The 26,850-nt window shown below is 35.2% G+C and carries 24 protein-coding genes; 16 read left to right on the plus strand and 8 right to left on the minus strand.

Features of this window, described 5'->3' with window-relative positions; translation table 11 throughout:
- Nucleotides 1-846, plus strand: coding sequence for a DUF4249 domain-containing protein (locus HCO57_RS03235; protein WP_167987817.1), 846 nt, complete (start codon nucleotides 1-3; stop codon nucleotides 844-846).
- Between the two features lie 55 nt (nucleotides 847-901).
- Here the strand turns inward: HCO57_RS03235 and HCO57_RS03240 are convergent, their stop codons facing one another.
- Complete coding sequence (locus HCO57_RS03240) at nucleotides 902-1,705, minus strand: DUF1853 family protein (RefSeq protein ID WP_167987818.1); 804 nt, start codon at nucleotides 1,703-1,705, stop codon at nucleotides 902-904.
- Between the two features lie 78 nt (nucleotides 1,706-1,783).
- Here HCO57_RS03240 and HCO57_RS03245 point away from each other — a divergent pair, with 78 nt between their 5' ends.
- The 5 genes from HCO57_RS03245 to HCO57_RS03265 all read left to right on the plus strand — a co-directional run bounded on the left by HCO57_RS03245 (nucleotide 1,784) and on the right by HCO57_RS03265 (nucleotide 6,876).
- Nucleotides 1,784-2,944: a vWA domain-containing protein gene (locus HCO57_RS03245; RefSeq protein ID WP_136949932.1), complete on the plus strand. Its 1,161-nt coding sequence runs from the start codon at nucleotides 1,784-1,786 to the stop codon at nucleotides 2,942-2,944.
- Between the two features lie 59 nt (nucleotides 2,945-3,003).
- A complete protein-coding gene (locus HCO57_RS03250) occupies nucleotides 3,004-4,467 on the plus strand; it encodes a magnesium chelatase (protein ID WP_167987819.1) in 1,464 nt (487 codons plus the stop codon).
- A gap of 89 nt (nucleotides 4,468-4,556) precedes the next feature.
- Nucleotides 4,557-5,630 (plus strand): magnesium/cobalt transporter CorA, encoded by a 1,074-nt coding sequence (corA, locus tag HCO57_RS03255; protein WP_167987820.1) that lies wholly within the window; start codon nucleotides 4,557-4,559, stop codon nucleotides 5,628-5,630.
- A gap of 159 nt (nucleotides 5,631-5,789) precedes the next feature.
- The gene (locus HCO57_RS03260; RefSeq protein ID WP_167987821.1) at nucleotides 5,790-6,290 is read left to right on the plus strand and encodes a Dps family protein; all 501 of its coding nucleotides are present in this window, start codon (nucleotides 5,790-5,792) and stop codon (nucleotides 6,288-6,290) included.
- Nucleotides 6,291-6,336: 46 nt separating this feature from the next.
- Nucleotides 6,337-6,876: a hypothetical protein gene (locus tag HCO57_RS03265; RefSeq protein ID WP_167987822.1), complete on the plus strand. Its 540-nt coding sequence runs from the start codon at nucleotides 6,337-6,339 to the stop codon at nucleotides 6,874-6,876.
- A gap of 52 nt (nucleotides 6,877-6,928) precedes the next feature.
- Here the strand turns inward: HCO57_RS03265 and cysM are convergent, their stop codons facing one another.
- On the minus strand, nucleotides 6,929-7,813 hold the full coding sequence (cysM, locus tag HCO57_RS03270; RefSeq protein ID WP_167987823.1) for a cysteine synthase CysM: 885 nt from the start codon (nucleotides 7,811-7,813) through the stop codon (nucleotides 6,929-6,931).
- Nucleotides 7,806-8,600, minus strand: a complete 795-nt coding sequence (gene epsC / locus HCO57_RS03275; protein WP_136949926.1) for a serine O-acetyltransferase EpsC — start codon at nucleotides 8,598-8,600, stop codon at nucleotides 7,806-7,808. Before epsC ends, cysM begins: the two co-directional genes overlap by 8 nt.
- 107 nt (nucleotides 8,601-8,707) lie before the next feature.
- On the opposite strand from epsC, the gene HCO57_RS03280 reads away from it, so the two are divergent.
- Nucleotides 8,708-9,379 carry a DUF2461 domain-containing protein gene (locus tag HCO57_RS03280; protein ID WP_167987824.1) on the plus strand — a complete coding sequence of 224 codons (672 nt, stop codon included), beginning with the start codon at nucleotides 8,708-8,710 and terminating at the stop codon, nucleotides 9,377-9,379.
- On the opposite strand, the gene HCO57_RS03285 is transcribed toward HCO57_RS03280, so the two are convergent.
- A complete protein-coding gene (locus HCO57_RS03285) occupies nucleotides 9,380-9,787 on the minus strand; it encodes a glyoxalase (RefSeq protein WP_136950131.1) in 408 nt (135 codons plus the stop codon).
- Nucleotides 9,788-10,088: 301 nt separating this feature from the next.
- Between HCO57_RS03285 and HCO57_RS03290 the strand changes: the two genes are divergently transcribed.
- On the plus strand, nucleotides 10,089-10,508 hold the full coding sequence (locus HCO57_RS03290; protein WP_136949924.1) for an acyl-CoA thioesterase: 420 nt from the start codon (nucleotides 10,089-10,091) through the stop codon (nucleotides 10,506-10,508).
- On the opposite strand, the gene HCO57_RS03295 is transcribed toward HCO57_RS03290, so the two are convergent.
- On the minus strand, nucleotides 10,505-11,809 hold the full coding sequence (locus tag HCO57_RS03295; RefSeq protein ID WP_167987825.1) for a dipeptidase: 1,305 nt from the start codon (nucleotides 11,807-11,809) through the stop codon (nucleotides 10,505-10,507). The two genes, HCO57_RS03290 and HCO57_RS03295, sit on opposite strands and share 4 nt — an antisense overlap.
- Before the next feature lie 167 nt (nucleotides 11,810-11,976).
- On the opposite strand from HCO57_RS03295, the gene HCO57_RS03300 reads away from it, so the two are divergent.
- The 6 genes from HCO57_RS03300 (at nucleotide 11,977) to HCO57_RS03325 (ending at nucleotide 21,093) form a co-directional block, all read left to right on the plus strand.
- Nucleotides 11,977-13,713 carry a sensor histidine kinase gene (locus tag HCO57_RS03300; protein ID WP_167987826.1) on the plus strand — a complete coding sequence of 579 codons (1,737 nt, stop codon included), beginning with the start codon at nucleotides 11,977-11,979 and terminating at the stop codon, nucleotides 13,711-13,713.
- On the plus strand, nucleotides 13,714-14,094 hold the full coding sequence (locus HCO57_RS03305) for a response regulator transcription factor (protein WP_136949921.1): 381 nt from the start codon (nucleotides 13,714-13,716) through the stop codon (nucleotides 14,092-14,094).
- Nucleotides 14,095-14,232: 138 nt separating this feature from the next.
- A complete protein-coding gene (locus HCO57_RS03310; protein WP_167987827.1) occupies nucleotides 14,233-16,113 on the plus strand; it encodes a HEAT repeat domain-containing protein in 1,881 nt (626 codons plus the stop codon).
- Between the two features lie 2 nt (nucleotides 16,114-16,115).
- Nucleotides 16,116-17,549, plus strand: a complete 1,434-nt coding sequence (locus HCO57_RS03315) for a glycosyltransferase family 2 protein (protein ID WP_136949919.1) — start codon at nucleotides 16,116-16,118, stop codon at nucleotides 17,547-17,549.
- Nucleotides 17,549-19,876 (plus strand): alkaline phosphatase family protein, encoded by a 2,328-nt coding sequence (locus HCO57_RS03320; protein WP_167987828.1) that lies wholly within the window; start codon nucleotides 17,549-17,551, stop codon nucleotides 19,874-19,876. The genes HCO57_RS03315 and HCO57_RS03320 overlap by 1 nt, the downstream gene beginning before the upstream one ends.
- Nucleotides 19,873-21,093, plus strand: coding sequence for a YaiO family outer membrane beta-barrel protein (locus HCO57_RS03325; RefSeq protein ID WP_167987829.1), 1,221 nt, complete (start codon nucleotides 19,873-19,875; stop codon nucleotides 21,091-21,093). The genes HCO57_RS03320 and HCO57_RS03325 overlap by 4 nt, the downstream gene beginning before the upstream one ends.
- Here HCO57_RS03325 and HCO57_RS03330 read toward each other — a convergent pair.
- The gene (locus tag HCO57_RS03330; protein ID WP_167987830.1) at nucleotides 21,086-21,610 is read right to left on the minus strand and encodes a DUF4269 domain-containing protein; all 525 of its coding nucleotides are present in this window, start codon (nucleotides 21,608-21,610) and stop codon (nucleotides 21,086-21,088) included. The genes HCO57_RS03325 and HCO57_RS03330 overlap by 8 nt on opposite strands.
- A 502-nt stretch (nucleotides 21,611-22,112) precedes the next feature.
- Complete coding sequence (locus tag HCO57_RS03335) at nucleotides 22,113-22,976, minus strand: RNA polymerase sigma factor RpoD/SigA (RefSeq protein WP_136949915.1); 864 nt, start codon at nucleotides 22,974-22,976, stop codon at nucleotides 22,113-22,115.
- Between the two features lie 227 nt (nucleotides 22,977-23,203).
- Between HCO57_RS03335 and HCO57_RS03340 the strand changes: the two genes are divergently transcribed.
- Both HCO57_RS03340 and HCO57_RS03345 read left to right on the plus strand, forming a co-directional pair.
- Nucleotides 23,204-24,715 carry a DEAD/DEAH box helicase gene (locus tag HCO57_RS03340; protein WP_136949914.1) on the plus strand — a complete coding sequence of 504 codons (1,512 nt, stop codon included), beginning with the start codon at nucleotides 23,204-23,206 and terminating at the stop codon, nucleotides 24,713-24,715.
- Nucleotides 24,715-25,947, plus strand: coding sequence for a glycosyltransferase (locus tag HCO57_RS03345; RefSeq protein WP_167987831.1), 1,233 nt, complete (start codon nucleotides 24,715-24,717; stop codon nucleotides 25,945-25,947). Before HCO57_RS03340 ends, HCO57_RS03345 begins: the two co-directional genes overlap by 1 nt.
- Nucleotides 25,948-26,015: 68 nt before the next feature.
- Here the strand turns inward: HCO57_RS03345 and HCO57_RS03350 are convergent, their stop codons facing one another.
- A complete protein-coding gene (locus HCO57_RS03350) occupies nucleotides 26,016-26,849 on the minus strand; it encodes a formate/nitrite transporter family protein (protein ID WP_167987832.1) in 834 nt (277 codons plus the stop codon).
- Between the last annotated feature and the right edge of the window lies 1 nt (nucleotide 26,850).

A 26,850-nucleotide genomic window follows, 5' to 3' on the forward strand; every position in this document is an offset into this window, starting at 1 on the left:
ATGAAATCATTCTTAAAACAATTAGCTATCCTAATACTAATAGTTTTTACTTCTTGTGAAGACATTGTAGATATAGAGGTGCAAGAAGGACCAACAAGACTTGTAATAGAAGCTTCTTTAGATTGGGAAAAAGGAACAGAAGGTAATTATCAAACTATAAAACTATCTACCTCTACACCTTATTTTGATACAAGTTTTCAGCCTGCAATAGGAGCTACAGTTAGCGTTCTAAATGTAAATAGCGGAACAGAAGTTTTATTTGTAGACCAAAACGATGGAAACTATTCTACAACTGATTTTGAGCCGATAATTGGCGATACTTATGTATTAACCATAAGCTATAAAAACGAAGTATTTACCGCTACAGAGAAAATGACTCCCGTTCCAGAAATTAAGGAAATTTTTCAGTCAAGGGATGATGGTTTTAATGATGAGGATTTAGAAGTTCATCTAGTTTTTACAGACCCTGAAGCAGAAGAGAATTACTACCTATTCAAATTTTTAAAAGAGGGAGAATTATTTCCTGTTTTTGAAGATGCTAAGGACGAATTTATAAATGGGAATGAGATTGATTGGTGGTATGAGATAGAAGAAGATGAGATGGATGGTTTAACGCCTTTTGAGCCGGGTGATACCGTTTACATTAGCATGCATGGTGTATCTAAAAGCTATTATGAATACATGAAAATTTTAATTGAACAAATGGGTGGCGCTGGCTTATTCTCTTCAACACCAGTTGCTTTAAAAGGCAATTGTATTAACCAAACCCAACCAGATAATTACCCGTTTGGTTATTTTAGGCTTACAGAGGTAAACAAGGTTACTTACACATTTATAGCAGATTAAAATGTGATTGATGTGGTAGCATTGGGTTCCTAGGGCTTAATGCTACCTTTTATTCCTACCACCATACTACAAATAACTTAAATAATTCGCCCTCTTTGGTACGCACCCAAACCATAGGTGCATATTGATTAAGGTGTTTTAAATTGATGTCTAATAATGTGTTGTAATGGTTGTTCCACAATACTTGATTATGTACTGGTAACGGCCATTCCCTTTTGGTAGGAATATAAAATTGATACGTTTTAAATGCAATACTGCTGAATTGCTCAAAGCGCACCCAATAACCTGCATGGCAAGCTGTATTTAGTGGTCTTATTGCTAACTTTTCTTCCTTAAATCGCGAAAATAATTGCGCTTTAAAACAAGATTGTTGTTTCACCTTTAAAGGATCAATGCCTAAACTTTCCCATTTTTGTTTAAGACTTGGATGCTGTAGGAGTGGAAATTGTTTTTCCTTAAGCTTATCCAATTTGGTATAAAACATATCCCGTTTGTTTGGACCCATGAGTCGGTGAATTGGCTCCGAAATATCAGGATTTATGATATAGAATTTGTACGCCAATTCTACATGCAGATAGCTGTTGCTACTGATATCCTTCAATATAAAATCTAACTCCCCCAAACGCACTTTTCCCTCATCTATTAAAATATTAGATGCAATTACTTGATAGTTTTTAACTAGTGTAATTAGGTGCTTAAACACGTATTCCATTTGGTGCCCTAAACGCAGTTTTTCTGGAATGTCAACATTTTTTATGACACCCATGTCAATTGAAGGAAATTCAAATTGTTCCAATCCAAATTGTTTATGAGTCCATAAGGGCTTGGTATTGTAAAATGCTTGTATCAATTCTTTCATCCTTAAACAAACTTACGGAAAGCGTTAAGTTTTTATAAAAAATAACGACAACTGAGCATTATACAGTAAATTTAAGGTATGGCTATGAAAACAAGAAAAGGATTCCTTTTTACCACGTACAGTGCGCCAGACCAGAGTCCGTTTGAAAAATTGTTTGATATTTTTCAAGAGCTAATCACACATACTTCCGGTGATTTTGATGAGGCAATAGATTGGTTGCGTCAGTTAGATGAAGAATACCAATTAACAACCCCAGACTATACTATAGACGATTTTATAGAAGACCTTAAAAAGAAAGGGTATATCCGTGAAGAGTTTGAACAAGGTGATGGAACGGCAGGTGAAGGTGAGGAAGGACAAGATGGTGAAGGCGGTGGCACCATAAATATCACGGCTAAATTAGAACGGATGCTACGCCAACGTGCGTTGGACCAAATCTTTGGTAAAATTAAACGTAGTGGCTCTGGCAATCATAAGACCGGAAAATTAGGGAAAGGAGATGAACACTCGGGCGATTTTAGAGAATACCGCTACGGAGATGGTCTAGAGCATATTTCCATGACAGAGAGTTTACGCAATGCCCAAATAAACCATGGCATAGGTAACTTTATGTTAGACGAGAATGATTTGGTGGTAGAGGATACAGAGCATAAAGCACAAATGAGTACCGTGCTTATGATTGATATTAGTCACTCCATGATTTTGTATGGAGAAGACCGGATAACTCCTGCTAAAAAAGTGGCTATGGCGTTGGCAGAATTAATCACCACTAGATACCCAAAGGACACTTTGGATATTCTGGTATTTGGGAACGATGCCTGGCCAATTCCCATCAAGGATTTACCTTATTTAAAGGTAGGGCCATACCATACTAATACAGTGGCTGGTCTGCAATTGGCTATGGATATGTTACGTAGAAAGCGTAATACCAATAAACAGATATTTATGATAACAGATGGCAAACCAAGTTGTTTGCGCTTGCCTAACGGTGATTACTACAAAAACAGCGTTGGTCTGGACGAGTATATAGTGGAGAAATGCTACAATATGGCCGCACAAGCAAGAAAATTACATATACCCATTACTACCTTTATGATTGCGCAAGACCCTTATTTAATGCAGTTTGTACGGGAGTTTACCGCAGCAAATAAAGGAAAAGCATTTTATACAGGTCTCAAAGGTCTTGGAGAAATGATTTTTGAAGACTACGAAAACAACAGGAGAAAGAGAATTAAATAAAAATCTCACATCTTGTGAGCTATAAAACCCTAAAGCCTTAGGGTGATAAAAAAATATATATGAAGATAGAGAACATTCAAACTTTAGGAGCTTTAAAAAAAGCTGGTTATGTCACAAAATCGGTTAAAGACGAATTAAGGGATAACCTAATTGTTAAAATCAAAAACAAAGAAACTGTTTTTGAAGGCATTTGGGGATACGAAGATTCTGTAATTCCAGAGCTAGAGCGCGCCATTTTATCCAAGCATAACATTAATTTGTTAGGTTTAAGAGGGCAAGCAAAAACACGTTTAGCCAGGCAAATGCTTAACCTATTAGACGATTATATTCCGTATGTAAAGGGTTCAGAAATCCATGACGACCCATTTAATCCTATATCCCGATTTGCAAAAGAACTAATTGCAGAAAAAGGGGATCACACGCCTATTTCTTGGTTACCTAAAGAAGACCGTTTTTACGAAAAATTGGCAACGCCAGATGTAACTGTAGCTGATTTAATAGGAGATGTTGATCCTATAAAAGCAGCAAATCTAAAACTGAGTTATGCAGACGACCGAGTAATCCACTTTGGAATGATACCGCGTGCGAACCGTTGTATTTTTGTGATTAACGAATTACCAGATTTGCAGGCAAGAATACAAGTTTCTTTGTTTAATATTTTACAAGAAGGCGATATTCAAATACGTGGTTTTAAATTACGATTACCATTAGATATTCAATTTGTATTTACTGCTAATCCAGAAGATTATACTAATAGAGGTAGTATTGTAACTCCGCTTAAAGATAGGATTGGTTCTCAAATTCTGACACATTATCCAGAAGAATTAGAAATCGCTAAAAAAATCACACAACAAGAAGTAAGTGCGCTACTTTCTGAAAATAAGGAAATTTATGTGCCAGAATTAGCGAAAGATGTATTGGAACAGATAAGCTTTGAAGCGCGAGATAGTGAATATGTAGATGCCAAAAGTGGTGTAAGTGCTCGTATGAGTATTACTGCTTATGAAAACTTGTTGAGCACCGCTAAAAGAAGAATGCTAATTAATGGTGATTCAGAAACACAAGTGCGATTGGCCGATTTTATGGGTATTATTCCCGCTATTACAGGAAAAATAGAATTGGTTTATGAGGGTGAACAAGAAGGCGCCGCCTTTGTAGCCGAAACGTTAATAGAAGAGGCTATAAAATCCATTTTTCCAAAATATTTTCCAGAAATTAGTAAACTAGAACGTAAAGGAGAGCCTACTGCTTATGATGATATTATTAGTTGGTTTTTTGATCAAGACGGATTTGAACTTATAGATGGCGATAGCGATAAAGAATATCAGCAAAAATTAAACGCAATTGCTCCCTTAAACGATTTGGCACGGGAGTATGGAGATGAAATTCCTGCACAAGATCAATATTTTTTAAAGGAATTGTTACTATGGGGATTAGTAGCTTATAAAAAGTTAAGTAAACAACGTATTAATAAAGGTTTGCAATTCAATGACTTGTATGGAAACTATATTAATGGATTGTAAAAGGTAATCCTAACAATAAGAATGTTGTAAAAGCCCTATCTTTCTGAAAGGGCTTTTTTTAGTTACTTTGTTTTAATACATCCTTAAATATGGCCAAGAAAAAGAGAATTACACAAAGATATTCCCGTTCTAAATCTAAATTAGGGAAAGCACCTGGTCATATTTCCTACGTAGGTTTAAGAGATAAAGAACCATCGCATCTGCAATTAATAACATATAATGAACACAATTTTAAACAGTCAGAAATAGCTCACAAACAATTACCGGTTAAAAATGAATTAGAAACGACATTACTCAATATTGTAGGTATTTCTGATGAAGAAGCTATTAATAACATAGGCTCACATTACAAATTAAATAATTTGCTCTTAGAGGATGTCATGGATACCCTTCAACGTCCAAAAATAGATGAGTATGATGAACATTTATTTGGCGTATTTAAAATGCTATATCTAGATGGTGAAAAACAGATTAAAATAGAACATGTAAGTCTTATATTATTAGATAAGCAAGTTCTAATTTTTCAAGAAACCGATGAAGACGTATTTGGTGGAGTAAGGGAGCGTATCATTAACAAATACGGGCGTATACGGAGTAGGGGAGCAGACTACTTATTTTTTGCACTACTAGATGCCATTGTGGATAATTATTATGTGGTGTTAGATGATATTAGGGAGAATTTAGAATCGCTAGAAGAAGAAGTTTATGAAAATCCCACCAAAGAATCTGCAAAAAAAATACAGACACTCAAAAAAGAAATTCTTCGTATCCGTAAATGGGTATTTCCTGTAAAAGAGATTGTCAATAGAATGCTAGCAACAGAAAGTTCCTTAATTGATAAGGATACTAAAATATTTTTGAGAGATACCTCTGACCACTGTACAGAGATTAATGAAGATATCGTTCTTTATCGTGAAATGGTTACCAGCCTAATGGAAATGTACATGACCAATATGAGTAACAAGATGAATGAGGTAATGAAAGTGCTTACGGTTATTGCTTCCATTTTTATTCCGTTGACTTTTATTGCTGGTATTTATGGCATGAATTTTACTAATATGCCAGAACTCAATTCGCCCTATGGCTATCCCTTAGTATGGTTGTCCTTTATAATTATTGGGCTGGGACTGTTAATATTCTTTAAAAAGAAAGACTGGCTTTAACATTTCTTATGTTAACACTTTCCTTATTGGGTTAAAGCCCGTTAAATAGCTTGACAAATTTTAGGTTGCACATATCTTATAAGTGTTGATTTACTGAAAAACACATTAGTATATAGATGTTAAGTAAGTAATTTATTGTTGAACCTAAAAAACTATGTTATGAATTATTTGAATTTAAATGAAGAAAAAGTGTTACCAGTAGTACAAGAATTGAATACGCTATTGGCAGACTATCAATTGTACTATCAAAAACTAAGAAATTTTCACTGGAATATTGTAGGAAGAAATTTCTTTGATTTACACGAAAAATTTGAGGACTTATATAACGATGCTCGTATTAAGATTGATGAAATTGCAGAACGTATTTTAACCTTGAGATACCACCCAATGAGCAATCTATCTAGTTATTTGGAAAATTCTAATGTAAGTGAAACTAAGGAAATTGTAGATGACCAACATATGGTATCTGCCTTATTAGAAACTCATGGCATTTTAATTAAGCAAATGTACCGTGTAGTGAACGAAGCAGAGCAAATTGAAGATGAAGGTACTATAGATTTAATAGGTGCGTACATTAGAGAATTAGAAAAGAGTAGCTGGATGTTAGATGCTTGGTTAAAGACCACCGCCGATAGACAAAGACAAGCAGTGACAGCGTAAGAAATCGCATCACTAAAAAAATTGTTGAATACAAAAAGAAAAGAAAATGAAATTATTGAAGACATTAACTGCTACAACCATGATATTTGGACTAACCGTAGTAGGAGCACAGGAGATGAAAAGTGAAAAGGGACAAGAAGAGGTGAAAAATGAGACCACCTCTAAAACTCTAACGTTTTATGAAAATGGAGAAAAGATAAAAAATTCAGTAACCATTAATACAATGGTGGACGGTGAAGTTAAGACAGACCCAAAAGATGAGGGAATGGTAAATGGAGACCGCATCTTTACTCCAGTAACTGTGGTGAAGACCATTAAAATTGACAGGGATGCTGATAACGATATTGATGAAGTCATTAAATTCAGCTACAAGACCGAAGAAAAAACTGATTTTGCGCTAGTAAGTAGTGGTGAGGAATTGATGGTAGCCGTGGAAGACGGTGAAAACTTGAAAATTTTAGAAAATCAGGATTTGAAAATGAAAGAGGATATGCAAACAAATACTACTTACGTTTATACCGATAATAAAGGTGAAAAAGTAGAATTTGTAGTAGAAAAAGAAACGAATAAAAACATGAGTAAATAATAATTTATTCAGCAAACCATATAGAAAGAGGGCTTATTAATAGCCCTCTTTTTTATTTGTAAATATCAGAAGATAAATACCGGTCACCACGGTCACAAACTATAGATACAATAGTCCCACTTTCTAAATTAGCCGCTATTTGAGCAGCAACAACAGCAGCACCCCCACTACTCATACCAGCAAAAATACCTTCTTCATGAGCCAACCTTTTAGTCATTGCAATGGCCTCTTCTTCGGATACATATAAAATGTCATCTACTTTATCACTGTTATAAATACTTGGTACATATTCTGGTGACCATTTTCGGATTCCTGGAATGCGCGCTCCTTCTTTTGGTTGCACTCCAACTATTCTAATATTTGGGTTTTGTTCTTTTAAATAGGTAGAAGTGCCTGTAATGGTACCAGTTGTACCCATACTAGAAATAAAGTGGGTGACAGCTCCTTCCGTGTCTCTCCATATTTCTGGCCCGGTAGTTTTGTAATGGGCTTTCCAATTGTCTTCATTGCCAAATTGGTCTAACATTTTAAAACCATCATTGGCAACTTTTTCCAAAACATAATCTCTAGCGCCCTCAATACCTATTTCTGCTGGAGTTAAGGTTACTTTTGCTCCGTAAGCCTCCATAGTTTTTACACGTTCAATGGTAGAATTTTCGGGCATTACAAGTTCAATAGTTAATCCAAATAAACCCGCTACCATAGCCAAGCCTATGCCCGTATTGCCACTGGTTGCTTCTATAAGCTTTGTATCCTTGTCAAAGTCACCACGGTCTAAACCGCTTTTTATCATATTGTATGCTGGTCTATCCTTTACGCTCCCACCAGGGTTTTGCCCTTCTAACTTAAAGTAAAGCTTTACGTTAGGATTGGTATTTATCGCACTAGAAAGTACTAAAGGCGTATTTCCAATAAGCGCTAATAAAGAATTAGACATGAGAATTTGTTGTTTTTATTTTAATTTCTGGAGTGTGGAAAACTGTGGAATTAGCTGGTACAGATTGCGTAACCCAGGCATTACCGCCAATAATAGTATTTTCTCCAACCACGGTTTCACCACCTAAAATAGTGGCATTTGCGTAAATGGTTACGTTATTTTCTATAGTAGGATGTCTTTTTATCTTTTGTAAATTCTTAGCAACATACAAGCCTCCTAAGGTAACCCCTTGGTAAATCTTTACATTGTTTTTTATCACCGCAGTCTCACCAATTACAACACCTGTACCATGGTCTATGTGGAAAGATTCTCCTATTTGAGCGCCTGGATTAATATCTACGCCTGTTTGTCTATGGGCGTACTCCGTCATTAAACGTGGAACCAAAGGAAAACCCTCTGCATATAATTCGTGAGAAAGCCTATAAATTGCAATGGCGTAAAAACCAGGATATGCCATATATACTTCTTCTATAGAAAGTGAGGCAGGGTCACAATTTAATGTGGCTTCTGCATCTTTATTTAACATTTCTAAAATAAAAGGTAGTTTCGCTACGTACCGGTCCCAAATTTTGCTACATGGTTTGTCTGCCTCCCAACAAGCTAAATCAACCAAAACTTCAAACTGATTTTCTAATTGCTCTAAATTCTTATCTAAAGGCGTATTTGCGTCAAATAACGTTAAAAAAAGGGTGTTGGTAAATTCCTCCGTCGCACTTTTAAGCCTAAAATCCAGATGAGTATGTTTTTTATGCTTTTTTAATTGGGTTATAATTGTTTGCTTGTCCATATACTTAGTGGTTGCTAAGAAACACCTAAATTATATAATAATGCGTAAGCACCCCACTATAATTTGGTTAACTTTAGCATTAAAACCATTGGTTTAATCGAAATTCTATGTCGAAAATTACAAAAGAGACCCTGAACTTTTTAAAGGATTTAGCAAAGAATAACAATAGAGAGTGGTTTGCAGAAAATAAAGCCACCTTTAAAGAACATGAGATTGTTATAAAAGAATTCTACCAATCGGTATTAGATAATTTAAATAAACATGACCAAATAGAAAAATTAAAACTATTTCGCATTTACAGAGACGTACGCTTTTCTAAAGACAAAACACCTTATAAAGCTCATTTTGCAGGGTCCTTTACCCGTGCAGGGGCTGCATTACGTGGTGGTTACTATTTACGGATTAAACCTGGAGAATCTTTTATTGCAGCTGGATTTTTTGGTCCAGAGAAAGAAGATTTACTTCGGATACGGAAAGAATGGGAGCAAGATGCTTCTGAATTAAGGGAAATACTTAATACTACTGCATTTAAAAATATTTGGGGAAACTTAGAAGGTGAAGAATTAAAAACCGCTCCAAAAGGTTTTGACAAAGAACACCCAGCTATAGAATTTATCCGCAAAAAACAATACCTCTTTACCCGTTCTTTCACAGATAAAGAGGTGCTATCTTCTTCATTTACTAAAACTATAGACGAGTCTTACTTAGCTATTCGTCCATTCTTTAATTTAATGAGCGATATTCTTACCACAAATTTGAATGGTGAAAGTTTACTTTAATTACACTGCAATCGCAGTATCAAAAAGTTGTACTTGGTCTTGTAACCGCGCTATGACCATATTCATCATTCGCTTATTTAAAGCAGATGAGTTTTGAATATAATCTTCATACTCTTCTAAGGTAAATTGACCAATAATAATACCTTTTAAAGAGTTTCTGAATTTAATGTCCTTTTGTACCACTTTTTCGATATAATCTAACCGTTTTGGTACGGAAAGCTCGTAAAACGTATTCTTGTGTTTTTTAATGTAATTTTTAAAAACTGCTATTAGCAATAGATTTTGAAGTTTAATAACTGGACGTAGCGTTTTGTTTTGGAACCGCTCGTCATTACTCATATTCTCATGAATATGGGCTGCTTTTATCTCTGGCCTAGCCTTTAAGAGAAAAATAGACCTGTCCTCCATAATAAAAATCGTTTCTTTAAAATTACGAGTAACGATTGGTATAATGACCATGAAATAACATAGTTTTCAACCAAACTATAAACAATTACAGTAGTTTAAAGGGAACATAACTATTTAATTACACCCAGCTGTCTATTAGACTTTCTTTTTAAGAATACCCAATTATTACAACCTTATATTTGGCAGCTAGTTAATGTCTAATTTATCTATTTGGCATATTCCTAAAAATTAGAAACCAATATCCAAGGGCTTTGGGACATCCATATTTCTTATATAATTTTGCAACCTAAAATTATCCCACATGCGCTTTCATACTAGAAAATGGGTAAAACCAGAAGATTTAAACGCAAACGGCACATTATTCGCAGGTAAGGTACTTACTTGGTTAGATGAGCAAGCGGTTATCTATGGTATTATTCAGTTAGAAAACAAAAGAGTAGTAACCAAATACATGTCAGAAATCAATTTCATGAGTACGGCCACGCAAGGTGACATTGTAGAAATTGGTATTGAAGTAAAGAAGTTTGGTCATTCTAGCCTTACCTTAAACTGCGAGGTTAGGAACAAAATGACTCATGAAACCATTGTTACTGTAGATAATGTTATTTTGGTCAACTTGAACGAAGCTGGTAAACCTGCTCCTCATGGTAAAACAAAGGTGGAGTATGTTACTGATCGTTTGGCTAAAAAAGAACAAGAAATGGAGAAGAAGCAGAATTAAGAATTCTGCTTCATTTCTTTGGCAATTGCTTGTACTTCATCCAAAACTCGTAATAGATTTTCACCCCACAACTGGGCAATTTGCTTTTTGGTATAACCTCTTTTTACTAATTCTAAGGTGACATTAAAAGTTTCAGAAGCGTCTGACCACCCTTCAATGCCACCACCGCCATCAAAATCAGAACTTATACCAACATGGTCTATTCCCATTTTTTTCACTAAATAGTCTATGTGGTCTACAAAATCAGATACATTCACAGCAGGGGGAACATCTGTACGTTTTGCCGCTTTCTCCTTTCCTAATGCCATTATATTTCTGTAATTTGAAAAGAAAGTAGTACGTTCTGTATCCGTCAAGTTTTTAAATTGTGAACGATCATACCATTTTAACCCTAAACTATCTGCGACTTCTGAGTATATTCCTTTCATATATTCCGCTAGCGCCTCGTGTTTTTCTGTATTTAGATAGGAGCTAAATGCCACGGTTTGTACTACCCCGCCATTCTGTTTCATTAGTTCTAACTGCTCATCATCTAAATTTCTACTATGGTTACACAGTGCCCTTGCGGAGGAATGAGAAGCTATTATTGGGGCTTTGGATAAGGCTATCATTTGTTTCATAGACTCCTTGGAAGGATGAGAAACATCTATCATTATACCAAGTCTATTCATCTCTTTTACAGCTTCTTTACCTAAGTCACTTAAACCATTATACAACCAAACATTATCTTCTTCTCCGGTATTACTATCACAGAATTGACTATGCCCGTTGTGTGATAACGAAATGTACCTTGCGCCAAGATTGTAATAGGTTTCAAATTCGCTTAAATCCTCGCCAATAGGGTAGGCATTTTCTACCCCAATCATCGCAACCTTTTTGCCTTCAGCTATTAAAGTTCTAACTTCTTCTGAGTTTGTTGCTAAACCAATTTTACTTGGTGCAAATTCTTCACACAGTTGATGTATTGCTTTAAATTTACTCATTGCGTTTTCCTTTGCCTTTGCGTAACCCTCTACGGTAAGTGTATCTTGCCCTGTATAAACAATAAACCATGCTACATCTAAACCACCCGCAGTCATTTTAGGTAAATCTACCTGCGTATCTAGTTTTTGAGTATAGTTAAGCGTATCGGTAAAGTTTTTTACATTGATGTCTGCATGGGTGTCTAGGGTAATTACCTCTTCATGGATTTTACGGGCTATAGCCTCAATGTCTTGTACGGTTTCTGCGGTATCTTTTTTAGGTGCTTCCTTGCAAGAAAACACAAATCCTAAAAGGATTATGGAAAGTATTGGTCTCATATGTATTTGGTGTTATTACCTACAAGAAACGCATTTTGACAACAAAAAACCAATACTAGGTAACAATTAGTTGGTTTTAGCACATGAAATAAGCAGTTTTAATCTTATAAAAACCAGATTGTTAGCGCATTTAAGAATTATGCCTTTCAGTTTTAAATTTTAACCAATTGAAAACCAAGGAATTATTAAACTACATCGCAAAAATTGAGAATGGTTTAGACCAGTTTTCTTACGAGGAGTTAAATTCCGATGAAGCAAAAGCTTTAAAAGCATCTTTTGCATCATTTAAAAATGGTTTTGAAACCAAGGTTTTTGGTGAAGAAATTGTGGTAGAAACCCAACATGTAGCTTTACAAGAGCCTGCGGAGCACAAAAAAGATTTAAGAGTAGTAGCTAATGTTAGCCATGAAATTAGAACGCCCTTAAATAGCATAATTGGGTTCTTGGATTTGTTAAAAGAAACCGGACTAGATACACGTCAGTTAGATTTGGTTAGGGCAATGGATGTAGCATCTAATAGCTTATTAAACCTAATTAACGAGCTATTAGAATATTCTAAAATAGCTTCTGGTAATGAACGCATAGAGCAAGTAAGTTTTAATCCAAAAAATTTGGTAAGCGAGCTTTCTTTCCTAGGGAAAACCTTAATTGCTCAAAATGACAAGGTGTCTTTTAATCTAATATATGATGAAAATATTCCTGAAAAGGTAATAGGAGACCCCGCTAAACTATCGCAAGTACTATTGAATTTATTGGGTAATGCTATCAAATTTGTAGAACGTGGTAGTATAGATTTGGTCGTGAATTTAAAAGAAACTCGGTCAAAAAGAGTGTATGTAGAGTTTTTAGTTAAGGATACCGGTATTGGCATTGCCAGTGATCAAATAGAATACATTTTTGAAAGCTATCGCCAAGCTACCACATACAACCATAACGGATATCAAGGTTGTGGACTTGGATTAAGTATTGTTAAAGAATTAGTGAGTGCCATGAACGGCTGTATTGCCGTTTCTAGCGTTTTGGGCAAGGGTACTACGTTTGAGATAATTATGCCCTTTGAGAAGGTAATGGAGCAAGAAGATACAATTGTTGATAAGGAAGAAACAAAAAATCCGATGGGCATAGCAGGCACCAATATACTTGTTGTTGAAGACGATTTTCTGTCACAAAAATTAATGGAAACTCGTTTAAACAAGTGGAAATGTAATTCATTCTTTGCACAAAATAGTACAGAATGTTTTGCGCAACTTAAACAAAACAAGGTAGACATCATTTTGATGGATAATAGGTTGCCCGGTGAATCTGGCCTTACAATTGCACAAAAATTAAAGGAAAATCCATCTTTTAAAAATATACCAATCCTTTTACTTTCTGCAGATATTTTAAAATCCTATAACGAAGAAATAAAAGAATACGGCATAGCAGATTTTATCTTAAAACCTTGTAAATCAGAAATATTATTAGAAAAAATCAAAACCCATATTATACAGAATACCCCAAATCACAAAAACTTGACGCAAAAAGAAGAAAAAGATACCCTTGACTATTCTAAAGTTGACCTTAATGCGTTACTACATGAGTGTATGGGCAAAACCGAGATCATGGAAGACCTGATTTTTATGCTCAAAAACAATGTGGTAGAATTTATTGGTAAAATGAAGGTACATATGACGGAGTCTAATTTTGAGGGCCTAAAATTTGTGGCTCACAAAATAAAATCGTCATTAAAAATGGTAGATGCAAAGGATTTATTAGCCGTTGTTAAAGCCATGGAAGACCAGCTTGCTAACCAAAAAGACCTATCGGTATTAAGGCAATTACACCAAGAATTTATTACAGAGTATCAAAAAACAGAACCGGTAATAGACAGGGAGTTAAACAGATTGAAGAACGAAGAGGAATAAATGGATACTAAAAAATTATTACTGGCAGAGGATGATATTATGCTGGCATCCTTGCTAAAATTTAGACTAGAAAGAGAAGGGTATCATGTTACCCTTTGTGCTGATGGCAAAATGGTTAAAGAGAAATTAGAATCTGAAATACCAGATTTAATTGTTTCTGATATAATGATGCCCTATTTCTCTGGAATAGAGCTCACAGACTTTTTAAGAAATAGCCTAAATAGTACTGTGCCCATTATTTTAATTTCTGCGGCATCTAATGATGAAAATGTGGTTAGTGCTTTTGAGATGGGGGCGAACGACTTTATCTCTAAACCCGTAAGCCCATCAGAGTTATTGGTACGCGTAAAAAGAGAATTAATAAGAAATAAAACTGCGTAATGTAAAGAGATAACATTTAAATCCTATTGCCTTATCGAAATCCCCCAAATACATACAAGCCTACTATGGGACCTTACCGTCCTATTTACTACTATAGGAGCCTTATACTTCTTGTTCATCTTCTACTACAGAAGTAAGATGACCTCTAATACCAAGAAAATTAATGCCAAGCGAGCTGAGCTTGCACCTATCATCAGTAATTTTTTATTTCATGCCGCAGACGACCCAAAAGAGGCGCAAAAAGAATATGTGCAGTTAAAAATTGAAATAAGAGACTATTTAAAAGACAAGCAATTTAGAGAGGTAATTTCTGCTGTGCTTTTTGATTTGCAAAAAGACGTAGCAGGAGACACTAAAGACCGTTTGTTTCAGTTGTTTAAAGAGCTTGATTTACATCAAGATGCCTATAAAAAGTTAAACAGTTGGCGTTGGGAAACTATAGCTAAAGGCATAGTGCAACTTTCTAAAATGGAAGTGAAAGATTCGTATCAGCTAATAAGAAAATTTATTAACGATAGAAGAAGTGTTATCCGTAAACAAGCAGAAATGGCTACGGTAAGCCTAAGAAATGACGGCATCAACTATCTTTTAGATACCACTCGATTTTCTTTAAGTGAATGGCAGCAACTCAAATTGATGGAGACGCTTAGTAATAAAGAAGATTACACACCTCCACAATTTAAATCTTGGTTAATTTCTTCTAATAAAGATGTCGTTCTCTTCGCCTTACGTCTTATAAAACATTACAACCAAATTGGTGCAGAGGAGGCTATTACACAATTGGTAAGGCATAAGAATAACGATGTTAAAACGGCTGCCATACAGTGCTTGGTAGATTTTAATTTCACTAATGCTGTGCCAGTTATGAAACGAGTTTTCTGGAAAAGTAATAACCCTACAAAAATAAATATCCTTAATGCCATTGGGTTAATGGGAAAAGAAGACGATTTATTCTTTTTGCATGATGTTGTAGTTCAAGAAAAAAACTTTCTAGTACAAAGTAAAGCTCAAGCAGCCATGAATGCAATCTCTCCTGGAACCGTTTTACCTACCAAAGATTTATTAGAAATAGAGCAAGAAGAGGAGTCAAAAACCATTGTTGTAGAAGAGCAACCAGAAATAGCAGTACATCAACCTATAGAAAATTCGGATTTATTAGAAATAGAAGTAGTTTATGAAGAGGTGTTAGATGTGATGCAAAGAGAAATAGAGTTCTCAGAAATAGAGGTGTTTGATGTTATTGAAGAAACTGCTACCGTAGGTACTTTTTATCAAAATAACATAGCCAACAAACCAGAGGAAATTACTTTAGAGGTATTTAATACCTATACAACAGAGCAAAAAATAAATGCCTATTTAGATTTTTCCATACTTCAAAAAGATGCCGTAATAGAAGCGTATGAGTTGGAAAATTTAGCGAAAGACAATAAGTTCTTAGAATTTATTGCCGAGCATGAAGATATTTCTGAATTACGTTACAAGGCATTCAGAATTTTACAGCAACAGCAACCTCTAGAAAATCATCTAAATGGCCGTAAAGATACTAACCCAGTACCAAAAGAAGTACAAGTTAAAGCTAGTATTTTCTATCCACTCTTTGAGTATGCTTCTGATATTGAAGCTAAATTAATTTTGTTAGACCAAGCAGGTAAAATTGGGACAGATAAAGATATAGCATTCTTAAAAAGTCTTAGTAATCATACCAACCCTCAAATAAAGGCACAAGCACTCCTTTCTATTGACCGTCTTTTACAAAAAGACGAGGTAGAAGAAGATATTGAAAATGGAATTTCTATGACCATTGTAAAAGATAATGGTGATTTGGAAGAGTTGCCGTCTGATGCTTCTGGGAATACTACTACAGAGTCAAAGGAACGCATGCCGTTAGAACTGCTTTTTTGGAACGAAAATAAAGAGAAAGAATCCACAGAAGAAGATTCCGAAGACATCCTTTTCGATTTTGAGTTAGACCCTGAGTTTTTTAGCAACTCCAGTAGTGAAAGTAAATTAGTTAGTTAGCCATGAACAGTAGCCTTTTAGAAATATTGCTACAGTACATGAACATGATATTCCTCACGTTCTCCTTAGTACTGTTTAGCATGTTTACTATCATGGGCTATTTATCCGCTAAAAACTCCTTACACTACAAGAAAAAAAATAGTTTTAATGACCTCTCCAAGGTCATGGCATCTCCCTTGGCACCTTCTATTACCATAATTGCTCCCGCGTATAATGAGGGGATGACCATTGTGGAAAATGTACGTTCCTTACTTTCTTTAAAGTATGTAAACTATGAGGTCATGGTGGTTAACGATGGCAGTAAGGATGATACATTACAAAAACTTATAGATGCTTTTCATTTAGAAAAGATAGAAAAACAAATAGACCCTAATTGGAAAAGTAAACCCATACGTGGGGTGTACAAATCCATACAAAAATCGTTCGCTAAACTTACGGTTATAGACAAAGAAAACGGAGGAAAATCAGACGCACTTAACACGGGTATGTCCTTGTCAGAAAACCGCTATGTTGGGTGTATAGATGTGGATTGTTTATTATTGCCAGATGCATTATTACATGTAGTAAAGTCTTTCTCTCAGCGTAGTAAAAAGAAGGTTATTGCTGTTGGTGGTGTCATTAGAATTGCGAACTCTTGTCAAATTTCTGGTGGTACATTAGAGCAAATTAATTTGCCCACCAACTGGTTGGCTAAGTTTCAATTGTTAGAATATACACGTTCCTTTCTTATTGGTCGTATGGCTTGGGGGCGTATAGATAGTCTTTTAATTATTTCTGGGGCGTTTGGTTTTTTTGATAGAGAAGTAGCTTTAGCCGCTGGCGGATATGATACTAATACGGTAGGGGAAGACATGGAAATAGTATTTAGGATGAGGCGCTATATGCATGATAATAAAGTGCCTTATACCATTGAGTATATTCCAGACCCTTTGTGTTGGACAGAAGTTCCAGAAAGTTTAGAAGTATTGGTTAAGCAAAGAGACCGATGGTCAAGAGGAAATCTAGAAACGTTAAAAAAACATAAAGACATGTTTTTTAATCCTAAATATGGGTTATTGGGTATGTTAAGTTATCCATATTGGTTTTTTTATGAGTGGCTTTCTCCAATACTTGAATTTTTAGGTTTCTTTTCTGTTATCATATTCTATTTTTTGGGCATTTTAAATGTTAAGTTCTTTATTGCCATTACCATGGCTATTTATACGTATAGCATCATGTTTTCTTTTTATGCTATTCTTTGGGAAGTATACTCATACAATCAATACAACAAGCCAAAAGACATACTCACGTTAATGTTTTGCGCTATTATTGAGCCCATTGCTTTTCATCCTATCGTAGTATGGTCTGCCATTAAAGGTAATTACAAAAAGCTTTTTAATATACAATCTGGTTGGGGGGCAATGACTCGTAAAGGATTTAGTAAACCTGCTGTGTAATGGATGTTAAGGCCAAAATAAAAAAGATTCGCACGCTTAAGCACTTTACCCGCTTATTTATAGGGTACGCTTTTACCTTAGTAATTCTTTCCATATACCAACAAGTATTTTTATACCGTACAGGGGTGTTAGACACGGTCTTTAATAACGCTCTGTACACCTTAGTTTTGAATCATTTTGGTTTTGCTGCCTTAGTATCTTTTGTACTACTATTTATCTACCGCTTTTTTGAAAGTATGCGGCCAGGGCTGGGGTTTAAAATCGCTACCATTGTATTTAGTCTTTTAGTCTTTTTAGAAACTGTACTGGTTATTTACTTTCTAAAAACTCATAGCCTGTTAAATTATATGGCCTTAGATCAAGGTTTTAGTCTTACTTTATCTGTTGGCAATCTCTTACGGTTTTTTGTTTTGCTTATTATTTTAATAGCAAGTTACGTTCTAAGCTATAGGGTAGCTAACGCCTTAAATCCTTTAATAGGTTACTTGTATCCGTTTACATTTATTCTTTTTATCTTATTTGTTGGCTCTATATTTTTAGATAAAAATGTTTTTAATGAAAATAAAACGCAATACCTCTTCGCTAATAAATTAAACGAACTTTTAGATTTTAATACGTATGAGGGTCAAGCGGAGTATCCCTTACTACAATCCACAAAGCGTATTAACTCCTTAAATCCGTATTTAAAAGAAACCGCTAAAGCCCCCAACGTGGTGCTAGTTGTTATAGAAGGTTTAAGCACGGAATTTACACACAAAAACGCAAGCTTTGGAGGGTTTACGCCTTATTTGAATAAATTAAGAGAAAAATCTCTTTATTGGACTAATTTTTTGAGTACTACCACAGAGCCTGCTGCTAGTATAGCACAACTTACAGGTTCATTGCCCAATGGCACTAATGGTTTGGGTCGGGACCCATATAACGTTAATAGAAATACGTTATTCAGTATTTTAAAAAAGCAAAACTACCGCACCTATTTCTATTACGGAGGTAATACCACTACCAATGGACTACAAAATTACCTTAAGCAAGAAAAAGTAGATGTGGTTTTAGATAAGAGCAGATTTGGACCCAACTACAAATTACAACTAGAAGATGGTGCAGGCGTAAGTAAGGGATATCCTGATGGGGAATTGTATAGAAAGTGGGCAAGTACCTACCAAACGCCCAACACTTCTAAATTAGAAGTTATTTTAAATTTAAGTAGTGGTAGGCCTTTTATCATTCCAGAACAAGAAAACTATTTAAAAAAGATTCGTGTTTTAAAATCCAAAGGTCAGTTTGATAAAAAAGAAAAACGTTTTATCAACAGTAATTCTGATTATTTTGCAGCAATGTCTTATGTGGACCAAAAGTTAAAAGACTTTTTTAGTTTGATGGCAACTACAGAGGGACATCAAAATACCATTTATATTGTCACAGGAACATCTAATGCTTACATACCAAGTGAAAATGTTCTAGAAAAATATCATGTGCCGCTATTTATAACAGGACCATTAGTAAAGAAAGCTATGGAGTTTGATGCATTGGCTAGCCATAATGATGTTACACCCACACTACTTGGATTTTTAGAACATCAAAAACATGTCAATCTACCTGAACAAACGGCCTGGATGGGAAGCGATTTACTTTCTTCAAATAAAGAAATAGGTCTTCATCGTTTTCAAAGTACCACGGTAGAATACATAAAAAATGGGAAAGTCTACGCCAATGGGGATGTTTATCATCTTAAAAAACATCTTTCCTTAGTAAAAGATAACTCCAACGCCTTAGAGATAAAGCAGCATTTTAAACACTACCTCGCGGTAAATAAGTATGTAACTCAAAAAGACAAGTTATTGCCAGAAACTATAACTATTTACCCTGCAGATAAAAATGTTTTTAGCAAAGAAGACATGTTATATGTCAATAGCATATTTCAAGGGGTCAATTATGATAAAGCCTATGAAAGTGCTAAAGAACTAGCTCACAATGGCAATAGAAAAGGAGCATTATTAATGTGTAATTATATATTACATAAAGTTCCAAACCATGTAGATGCCATAATATTAAAGGCAAGGATATATAGCTGGAACGAGCGATTTAGTGAAAGTATTGAGCTGTTAGAGCAAGTAATTGACCTTCATCCACAATACCAAGATGGTTACGCCGCTTTATTGGATACCTATTTCTGGTCTGGTAATCATGATAGAGCAAAAGTAATTGCAGACAAGCTAGAAGAGAATAAAATTGAAAGTCCAGAGTTAATGGATAAGGTAATGCGTTGTATTAACCAATTAAAAAGCCTTACCCAAAATTCAGAAACTCCTAAAGCTACAAGCGCATGAGACAGAAGTTAAAATTTCTTTGCACTTCCATTTTGTTTTGTCTGTGTTTAGGGATGTTTGGACAACAAATAAAAGATGCAGACCAATATTTTAATATAGCCAGAGATTTGGCGTTTAACGACGAAAAAGAAGCCGCAAGAGATAGCTTGTTTAACTTATTACGGGTTTATCCAAATTATATAGATGCTGCTGTGTTGTTGGCTAAATTAGATAGCTGGGATGGCGATTATACCAAAGCTAGAGGCCAGCTTAACAAGATAACCTCTAAGGAACGCAACCATAGAGAAGCCTGGATGGCAGCTATACGCAATGAGCGCTACGCAGAGAATTTTCAAACAGCATTAGGACTTACCCAAAAAGCAATACATTATTTGGGAGAAGATGCTGAATTAGAAGACATAAGACAAGATTTAATTACCACACTAACTACAACACCAGAAATTAAAGAGCAACTAAAAAAGGAAAAAAGGCTAGATGAGCGTAAGCATACCATTGCAGTTTTTACAGGTGCTGAAACCTTTGATCAAATATACGACCCAATTTACAGAGGAGAAGTAAATTACCAACACCGCTCTAAAATAGGTGTTGTGATACCCCAAGTGCATTTTAGTCAACGTTTAGATACCGTTGGTGCCCAGTATGGCTTAGAATATTATCCAATCATATCCACAAAATGGCATGGATATGCCGGCTACTTTTATTCTAAGGCTGCCATTTATCCCAAGCAAACTGCAGGAGTAGAACTTTATAGGGAATTTTCTAAAGGGAAAGAAGCTTCTTTAGGAGGCCGTTATATACAATTTGCTAATGGTGGCACTGCGTTTATAGGTACAGGCTCTTTTGGGATATATAAGGGTAATAATTACCTTTCTGCTAGGCCCTATGTAGCGCTTAAATATAATGGAGGTATCGGCGTTTCTGGTACACTTTTAGGAAGGTGTTATTTTAGGGATGGTGATAATTTCTTGGGAGCACGCTTAACCTATGGGTTCGATTCGCAATTAAATCAGTTTATTGCTAATGACAGACTTCTGTCAGAAACGTTACTCTATTTAGAAAGTCAGCGTTTAGACCTAGAATATCAATTTAGCAATAAAAAGGGCTCTAATTTGTATACAATATATGCTGGTGTACGTAGACAAGAATTGGCTTTTGATTCTGGAAGTTTTTTCTGGAGCGTTAACGCAGGATTTCGTTATCAAATACGCTTTAAATAGGGTAGTGGAGTAATGCTTGGTAGGGATTGCCTTCTAGGCCTAATATCTGTGCAAATGCGGGTTCTGTTTTTACTCCTTTCTGTTTTAACTCAATCACTTTTTTCCTAAAATCATCGCCCTTAGTTACTAACAATTGGTGCTCTATTATCATATGCCTGTACCCGTTTTGTAATTGACTAGGTAGGGGTTGTGCAAATACTTCTATTAAAAAATGATTCCCAAAAAATTGAATTATAGTTGTAGGAACACCGTCTTGCAGGTAGTGTTTTGTTTTAAATCCTATTGAGCCCCCATATCGTTCTTTCATTGTTTTAAGTAATGCTTGGGCATCATAGCATTCACAACACACGTCTAAATCGCTTCCCGATACAGCAATGCCTATAGGTATAGTACCAGCCAAAACTGGTTTATAGGGAGCTAAAACCTCAAATAATTTTAATTGGGTTAACTCTAAATAAGCCTGCCGTTGCAAACTATCGCCTTGTTTTAAATAGGTAATAGTACTAAAATCTATCATAAGTTTTAATCTTACTCATGCAGAGTGTCATTTCTATGTTGTTTAATTAAAACTGAGGAATAAAAATCTATAGTTCTTATTCAGTTTAATATTCCTTTAACTAAAGTTTCACAACAAGAATAATTTACTTCACCACAAAATATTGTTGTATACCCAGCTTTAGAATAAGTTAGCATCATAATCAAAGCACCCAAATTTATTAAACTTAATCCTTTACCATTATGTTATACGATACCTACGGAGAAGAGTACTTAGCATTCTTGCAAGAGTTGAATGAAATTTTGAGTTTAAACGAATTAGTTGAATTGGACTATTTATAGTCATCATCAAAAAACACAAAACCATGGAGAAAAATAATCAAGAAAACAGCGCTTACACAAACTTCATTCAGAATTTAAACGATATTTTAAATCACTTTGAAATCAAGTCATTGAATTGTTCTTAATTTTTATATAGTGTGATAAAAAAAGGGAATCTAGTAGTTAGATTCCCTTTTTTTATTTTAACCTAAATAGGTTTTTAAGATTTTACTCTTAGAGCTGTGTCGCAATTTTCTAATGGCCTTTTCTCTAATCTGTCTTACACGTTCACGGGTTAAGTCAAACGTAGAACCAATTTCTTCCAAAGTCATACTAGGGTTTTCCCCAATACCATAATACAAACGAACAACATCTGCCTCTCTGGGACTTAGGGTATCTAATGCGCGGTTAATTTCAGTATTTAAACTTTCGTGCATTAAAGTTTTGTCCGGTTTAGGAGACTCGCCAGAATTCATAACATCATATAAATTAGATGTTTCTCCTTCTTTTAAAGGAGCATCCATAGAAACATGTCTGCCTGTATTCTTAAGAGACTGTTTAACTTCTGAAACCGTCATATCTAGTTCCTTCGCAATTTCTTCTGGAGAAGGCGGACGCTCATGGGCTTGTTCTAAATAAGAGAACGTCTTTTTAATTTTATTAATGCTACCTATCTTGTTTAAAGGCAAGCGAACCACTCTAGACTGTTCTGCAAGAGCTTGTAAAATGGATTGCCTAATCCACCAAACAGCATAAGAGATGAATTTAAAGCCACGAGTTTCATCAAAACGCTTTGCTGCTTTAACTAGTCCTACATTACCCTCATTTATCAAATCTGGAAGTTTAAGGCCTTGGTTTTGATATTGTTTAGCTACAGAGACCACAAAACGTAAATTAGCATTGGTCAACTTTTCTAGTGCCACTTGGTCACCGGCTCTAATACGTTGGGCTAAATCTACTTCTTCTTGGGCAGTTATCAAATCAATCTTGCTAATGTCTTGTAGGTATTTATCTAAGGATTTGGACTCACGGTTAGTTACCTGCTTAATGATTTTTAATTGCCTCATTCTCTTTGTTCTGTTTTAAGTGTATAAGCTCTCATTATAATGCATAACTCGCTAATTTCCAAATAGGTTTTGATAATGTTTTCTAAAAGTTATAAGCAACTCGCTTTCACATACATACTAGAACAGTTATATTTTTTTAGGTTAAAGCAAGATAATTTCTTTTTTAAGGCCTTAAAATCTCCTAATTTTGTAGGGTTTTTTAAAAAACGGCCTAAACCAAGACAATTTTGGAAGTACAGAAGAAAGTTGCTAAAAAAAGTTTATATGATTATCAGCTAGCAGACCTTAAAAAAATTTTTAAGGAGCTAGAAGAAATGCCAGAAGGGAGCAACATGCTTTACCAATTACCAACAGGAGGTGGTAAAACGGTGGTGTTCTCAGAAATTGCCCGTAGGTATATAGAACAGACTGGCAAAAAAGTGGTAGTGCTTACCCATAGAATAGAATTGAGCGGACAAACCTCTAAAATGCTTAAAGGTTTTGGGGTGACTAATAAAGTTATTAATAGCGAAGTAAAGGAATTAGACGACCAAGAAAACTACAACTGTTTTGTAGCCATGGTAGAAACCTTGAATAATCGCTTACAAGAAGAAAAAATAACGTTAGAAAACGTAGGTTTAGTCATTATAGATGAGGCTCATTATAATAGTTTTAGAAAACTATTTAAGTTTTTTGAAAAAGCTAACATTCTCGGTGTAACGGCAACGCCGTTAAGTTCTAATATTAAATTACCGATGAAGGACAACTACAAGAAACTAATTGTAGGGAAGTCTATAAAGTCATTAATACAAGATGGTTTTTTAGCTAAAGCCAAGCTGTACAATTATGATGTAAGCCTTAGAACTTTAAAATTGGGAATGAATGGAGATTATACCGTTAAATCTTCAGAAGAGTTTTACGGTAACCACTCCATGTTAGGTAAGCTTTTAGCGGCTTATGAAGAAATAGCTAAAGGAACCAAAACACTTATTTTTAATAACGGAATCAACACATCTTACTACGTATATGAGACTTTTAAAAAGGCAGGGTACAACGTTCGCCATTTAGACAACAGAAATACTAGCGCTGAGCGAAAAGAAATATTAGACTGGTTCCACACTACCCCTGATGCAATCTTAACCTCTGTAAGTATCTTAACCACCGGTTTTGATGAGCCTTCCGTAGAGTCTATCATCTTAAACCGAGCCACACGCTCCCTTACGCTTTATTTTCAGATGATTGGTAGAGGGTCTCGTAAATTAAAAAATAAGGATACGTTTAACGTAATTGATTTGGGGAATAATATTGCTCGTTTTGGTCCTTGGGATGAACCAGTAGATTGGCAAGAAATTTTTCATTTTCCAGACTTTTACTTGGAGAATATTAAGAATGATGAAGATATTGAGCGCGACTTTGTATATCAAATGCCAGACGAGCTGCGCGAGAAATTCAAGAATTCTGAGAACATTAAATTTGATATTAAGGCGGAATATAAAAAGGTTTTTGCCGAAGGATTAAAATCAAAATTAGTGCTAGAACGTAGCATTGAACAGCACGCAGAAATTTGTGTGGAAAATAGCGAAGATGTTTTTGATGCTCGAATTTTGGCTAAGGAGTTGAAAGATGAAATTGCTTATCGCGTACGTCAATATTCATACTGCATCATGAACAATACCAAGAATTATAAAGAGTGGTTAGAAGAAGACTATGAACGTAAATTACGTTCTAGTATTTCTAAGAAATTTGCGCAACGTATGTAATGGAAAAAATATTGATTGTAGGATATGTTTGGCCAGAACCCAATACCACAGCGGCTGGCGAGCGTATGCTACAACTATTGGAGTTGTTTTTAAGCCACAATTTTGAAGTACATTTTGCCACCTCCGCTGTCAAAACCGAATACTCCACCAACTTAGAAGCACTTGGTGTGCATTGCCAAGCAATTACATTAAATAGTGATACATTTGATAGTTATTTACAGCGGTTAAATCCTGATGTAGTTGTTTTTGACCGATTTATGTTGGAAGAACAATTTGGTTGGCGTGTACGGGAACAGTGCCCAAATGCCTTACGGATTTTAAATACGGAAGATTTACATTCGTTGCGTGAAGCACGGCAAATAGCACATAAAAAGAAGCATCCATTTAAATTACAAGATTGGTACACCCATCCAAAAACGCAACGAGAAATTGGTAGTATCTACCGCTGCGATTTAACCCTACTTGTCTCAGATTACGAAATGCAGCTTTTACAGCAAGAAATAGGCATACAACCAGACTATCTTCTACAGTTACCCTTTTTAATACGTCCACAAACACAAGTAACACCTACGTTTGAAACACGCAAGGATGTAGTGACTTTTGGTAATGGCAAACATGGACCCAACGTAGATAGCATCACCTACTTAAAAGAGGAAATTTGGCCTTTGTTACGCCAAAAATTGCCTAAGAACACAAAATTACACGTGTACGGAGCCTATTTACCGCAACGAGTGCAAGAATGGCATAATCCAAAAGAAGGTTTTTTAGTACATGGTTGGGTAAAAGATTTAAAAGACAAAGTACAACAGGCACGTTTAGTGGTAGCACCTTTGCGGTTTGGAGCAGGAATTAAGGGTAAATTAAGTCTAGCTATGGAATGTGGTGCGCCGAGTATCACAACCAAAATTGGCGTAGAAGGAATGGGGGACCCTAAAAATTGGCCTGGAAGTATTGGAAATACAACCCAAGAATTTGTTGATGAAGTGATACGCTTTTATCAAGATGAAAAGCTCTGGCAAGAAGCGCAAGAAAAAGGATTCCAGTTTTTAAAAAATCATTTTGATAAAGCTAAACAATCACAGAAATTTTTAAACACCTACCATAATATTCAAGAGAATATCGTCTCGCATCGTGCTAAAAATATAATAGGTAATCTTTTGCATTCCAATAGCTTGAATGCAACAAAATATATGGGAAAGTGGATTACGGAAAAAAATAAAGGAAACCGTTAGAATTTTCTACTTTCTTTACTGGAGACACAGTTTAAATCCTAGTTTATATAATTGTTCTTTGAATGCATCTAAAAATTAGAGGCAAAAGCACGGTAACGTAAACCCGCTACAAACACTACACCACCTATGGCATTACCCAGTAGGGCTAGACCTTGAAAACCCAGGTAATCGCTTATAGAAACCTTGTGCGTAAAAATAAGTCCTGCAAAGACCTCAATATTTCCCACAATACTATGGTGAAAACCAGCAAAACCTACTGTAAAGGTTATTAAATAGATAATAACAATTCTGCTAATAGTATCTCTAGAAGAACTTAAAAGCCAAGATAATACGGCCATAAGCCACCCCGCAAAAATAGCACTACCTAAGGTCAATAGCGGTCCCGATTTAGAAACGTGATGTGCAATTTCTTCTATGCTTTCTATGGTTATAATCTCTAAAGATAGCCCTATATGGCCACCCAGAAAGGCAAAAATATACCCACCTAATAAATTACCTAGAATAACAATGCCCCATAATTGTAATAGTTCTTTTACGGAACGTCTTTTGTGTAAAACAGGAAGGGTTAGCAACGAAGTTTGTTCGGTAAATAATATAGATTTCCCAAGAACTACAATTATAAATCCTACAGGATAGGCAAACGCCAAAAGAGGAAACAGAAGGTCTTTTGAGACCTTAGCTTTTAATAAATGGTGTAAAATGGCTAGGAGTAAAAAACTAAACCCGATTTCTAATCCGGCGATTAAGGCACTGATAAAAACATTGGTCTTTTTATTTTTATAGGTTTCCAGCCCTTCGCAAAGTTGGTCTACCAAGATAGCTTCTTCGGTTTTTACCTGCTCTTGGTTCGCATTTTCATGCACCTCCTCAATTTTTTTATCCAGTTCTTCTTTTTCTGCCATA

Source organism: Croceivirga sp. JEA036, assembly GCF_011882165.1.
Lineage (GTDB): Bacteria > Bacteroidota > Bacteroidia > Flavobacteriales > Flavobacteriaceae > Croceivirga.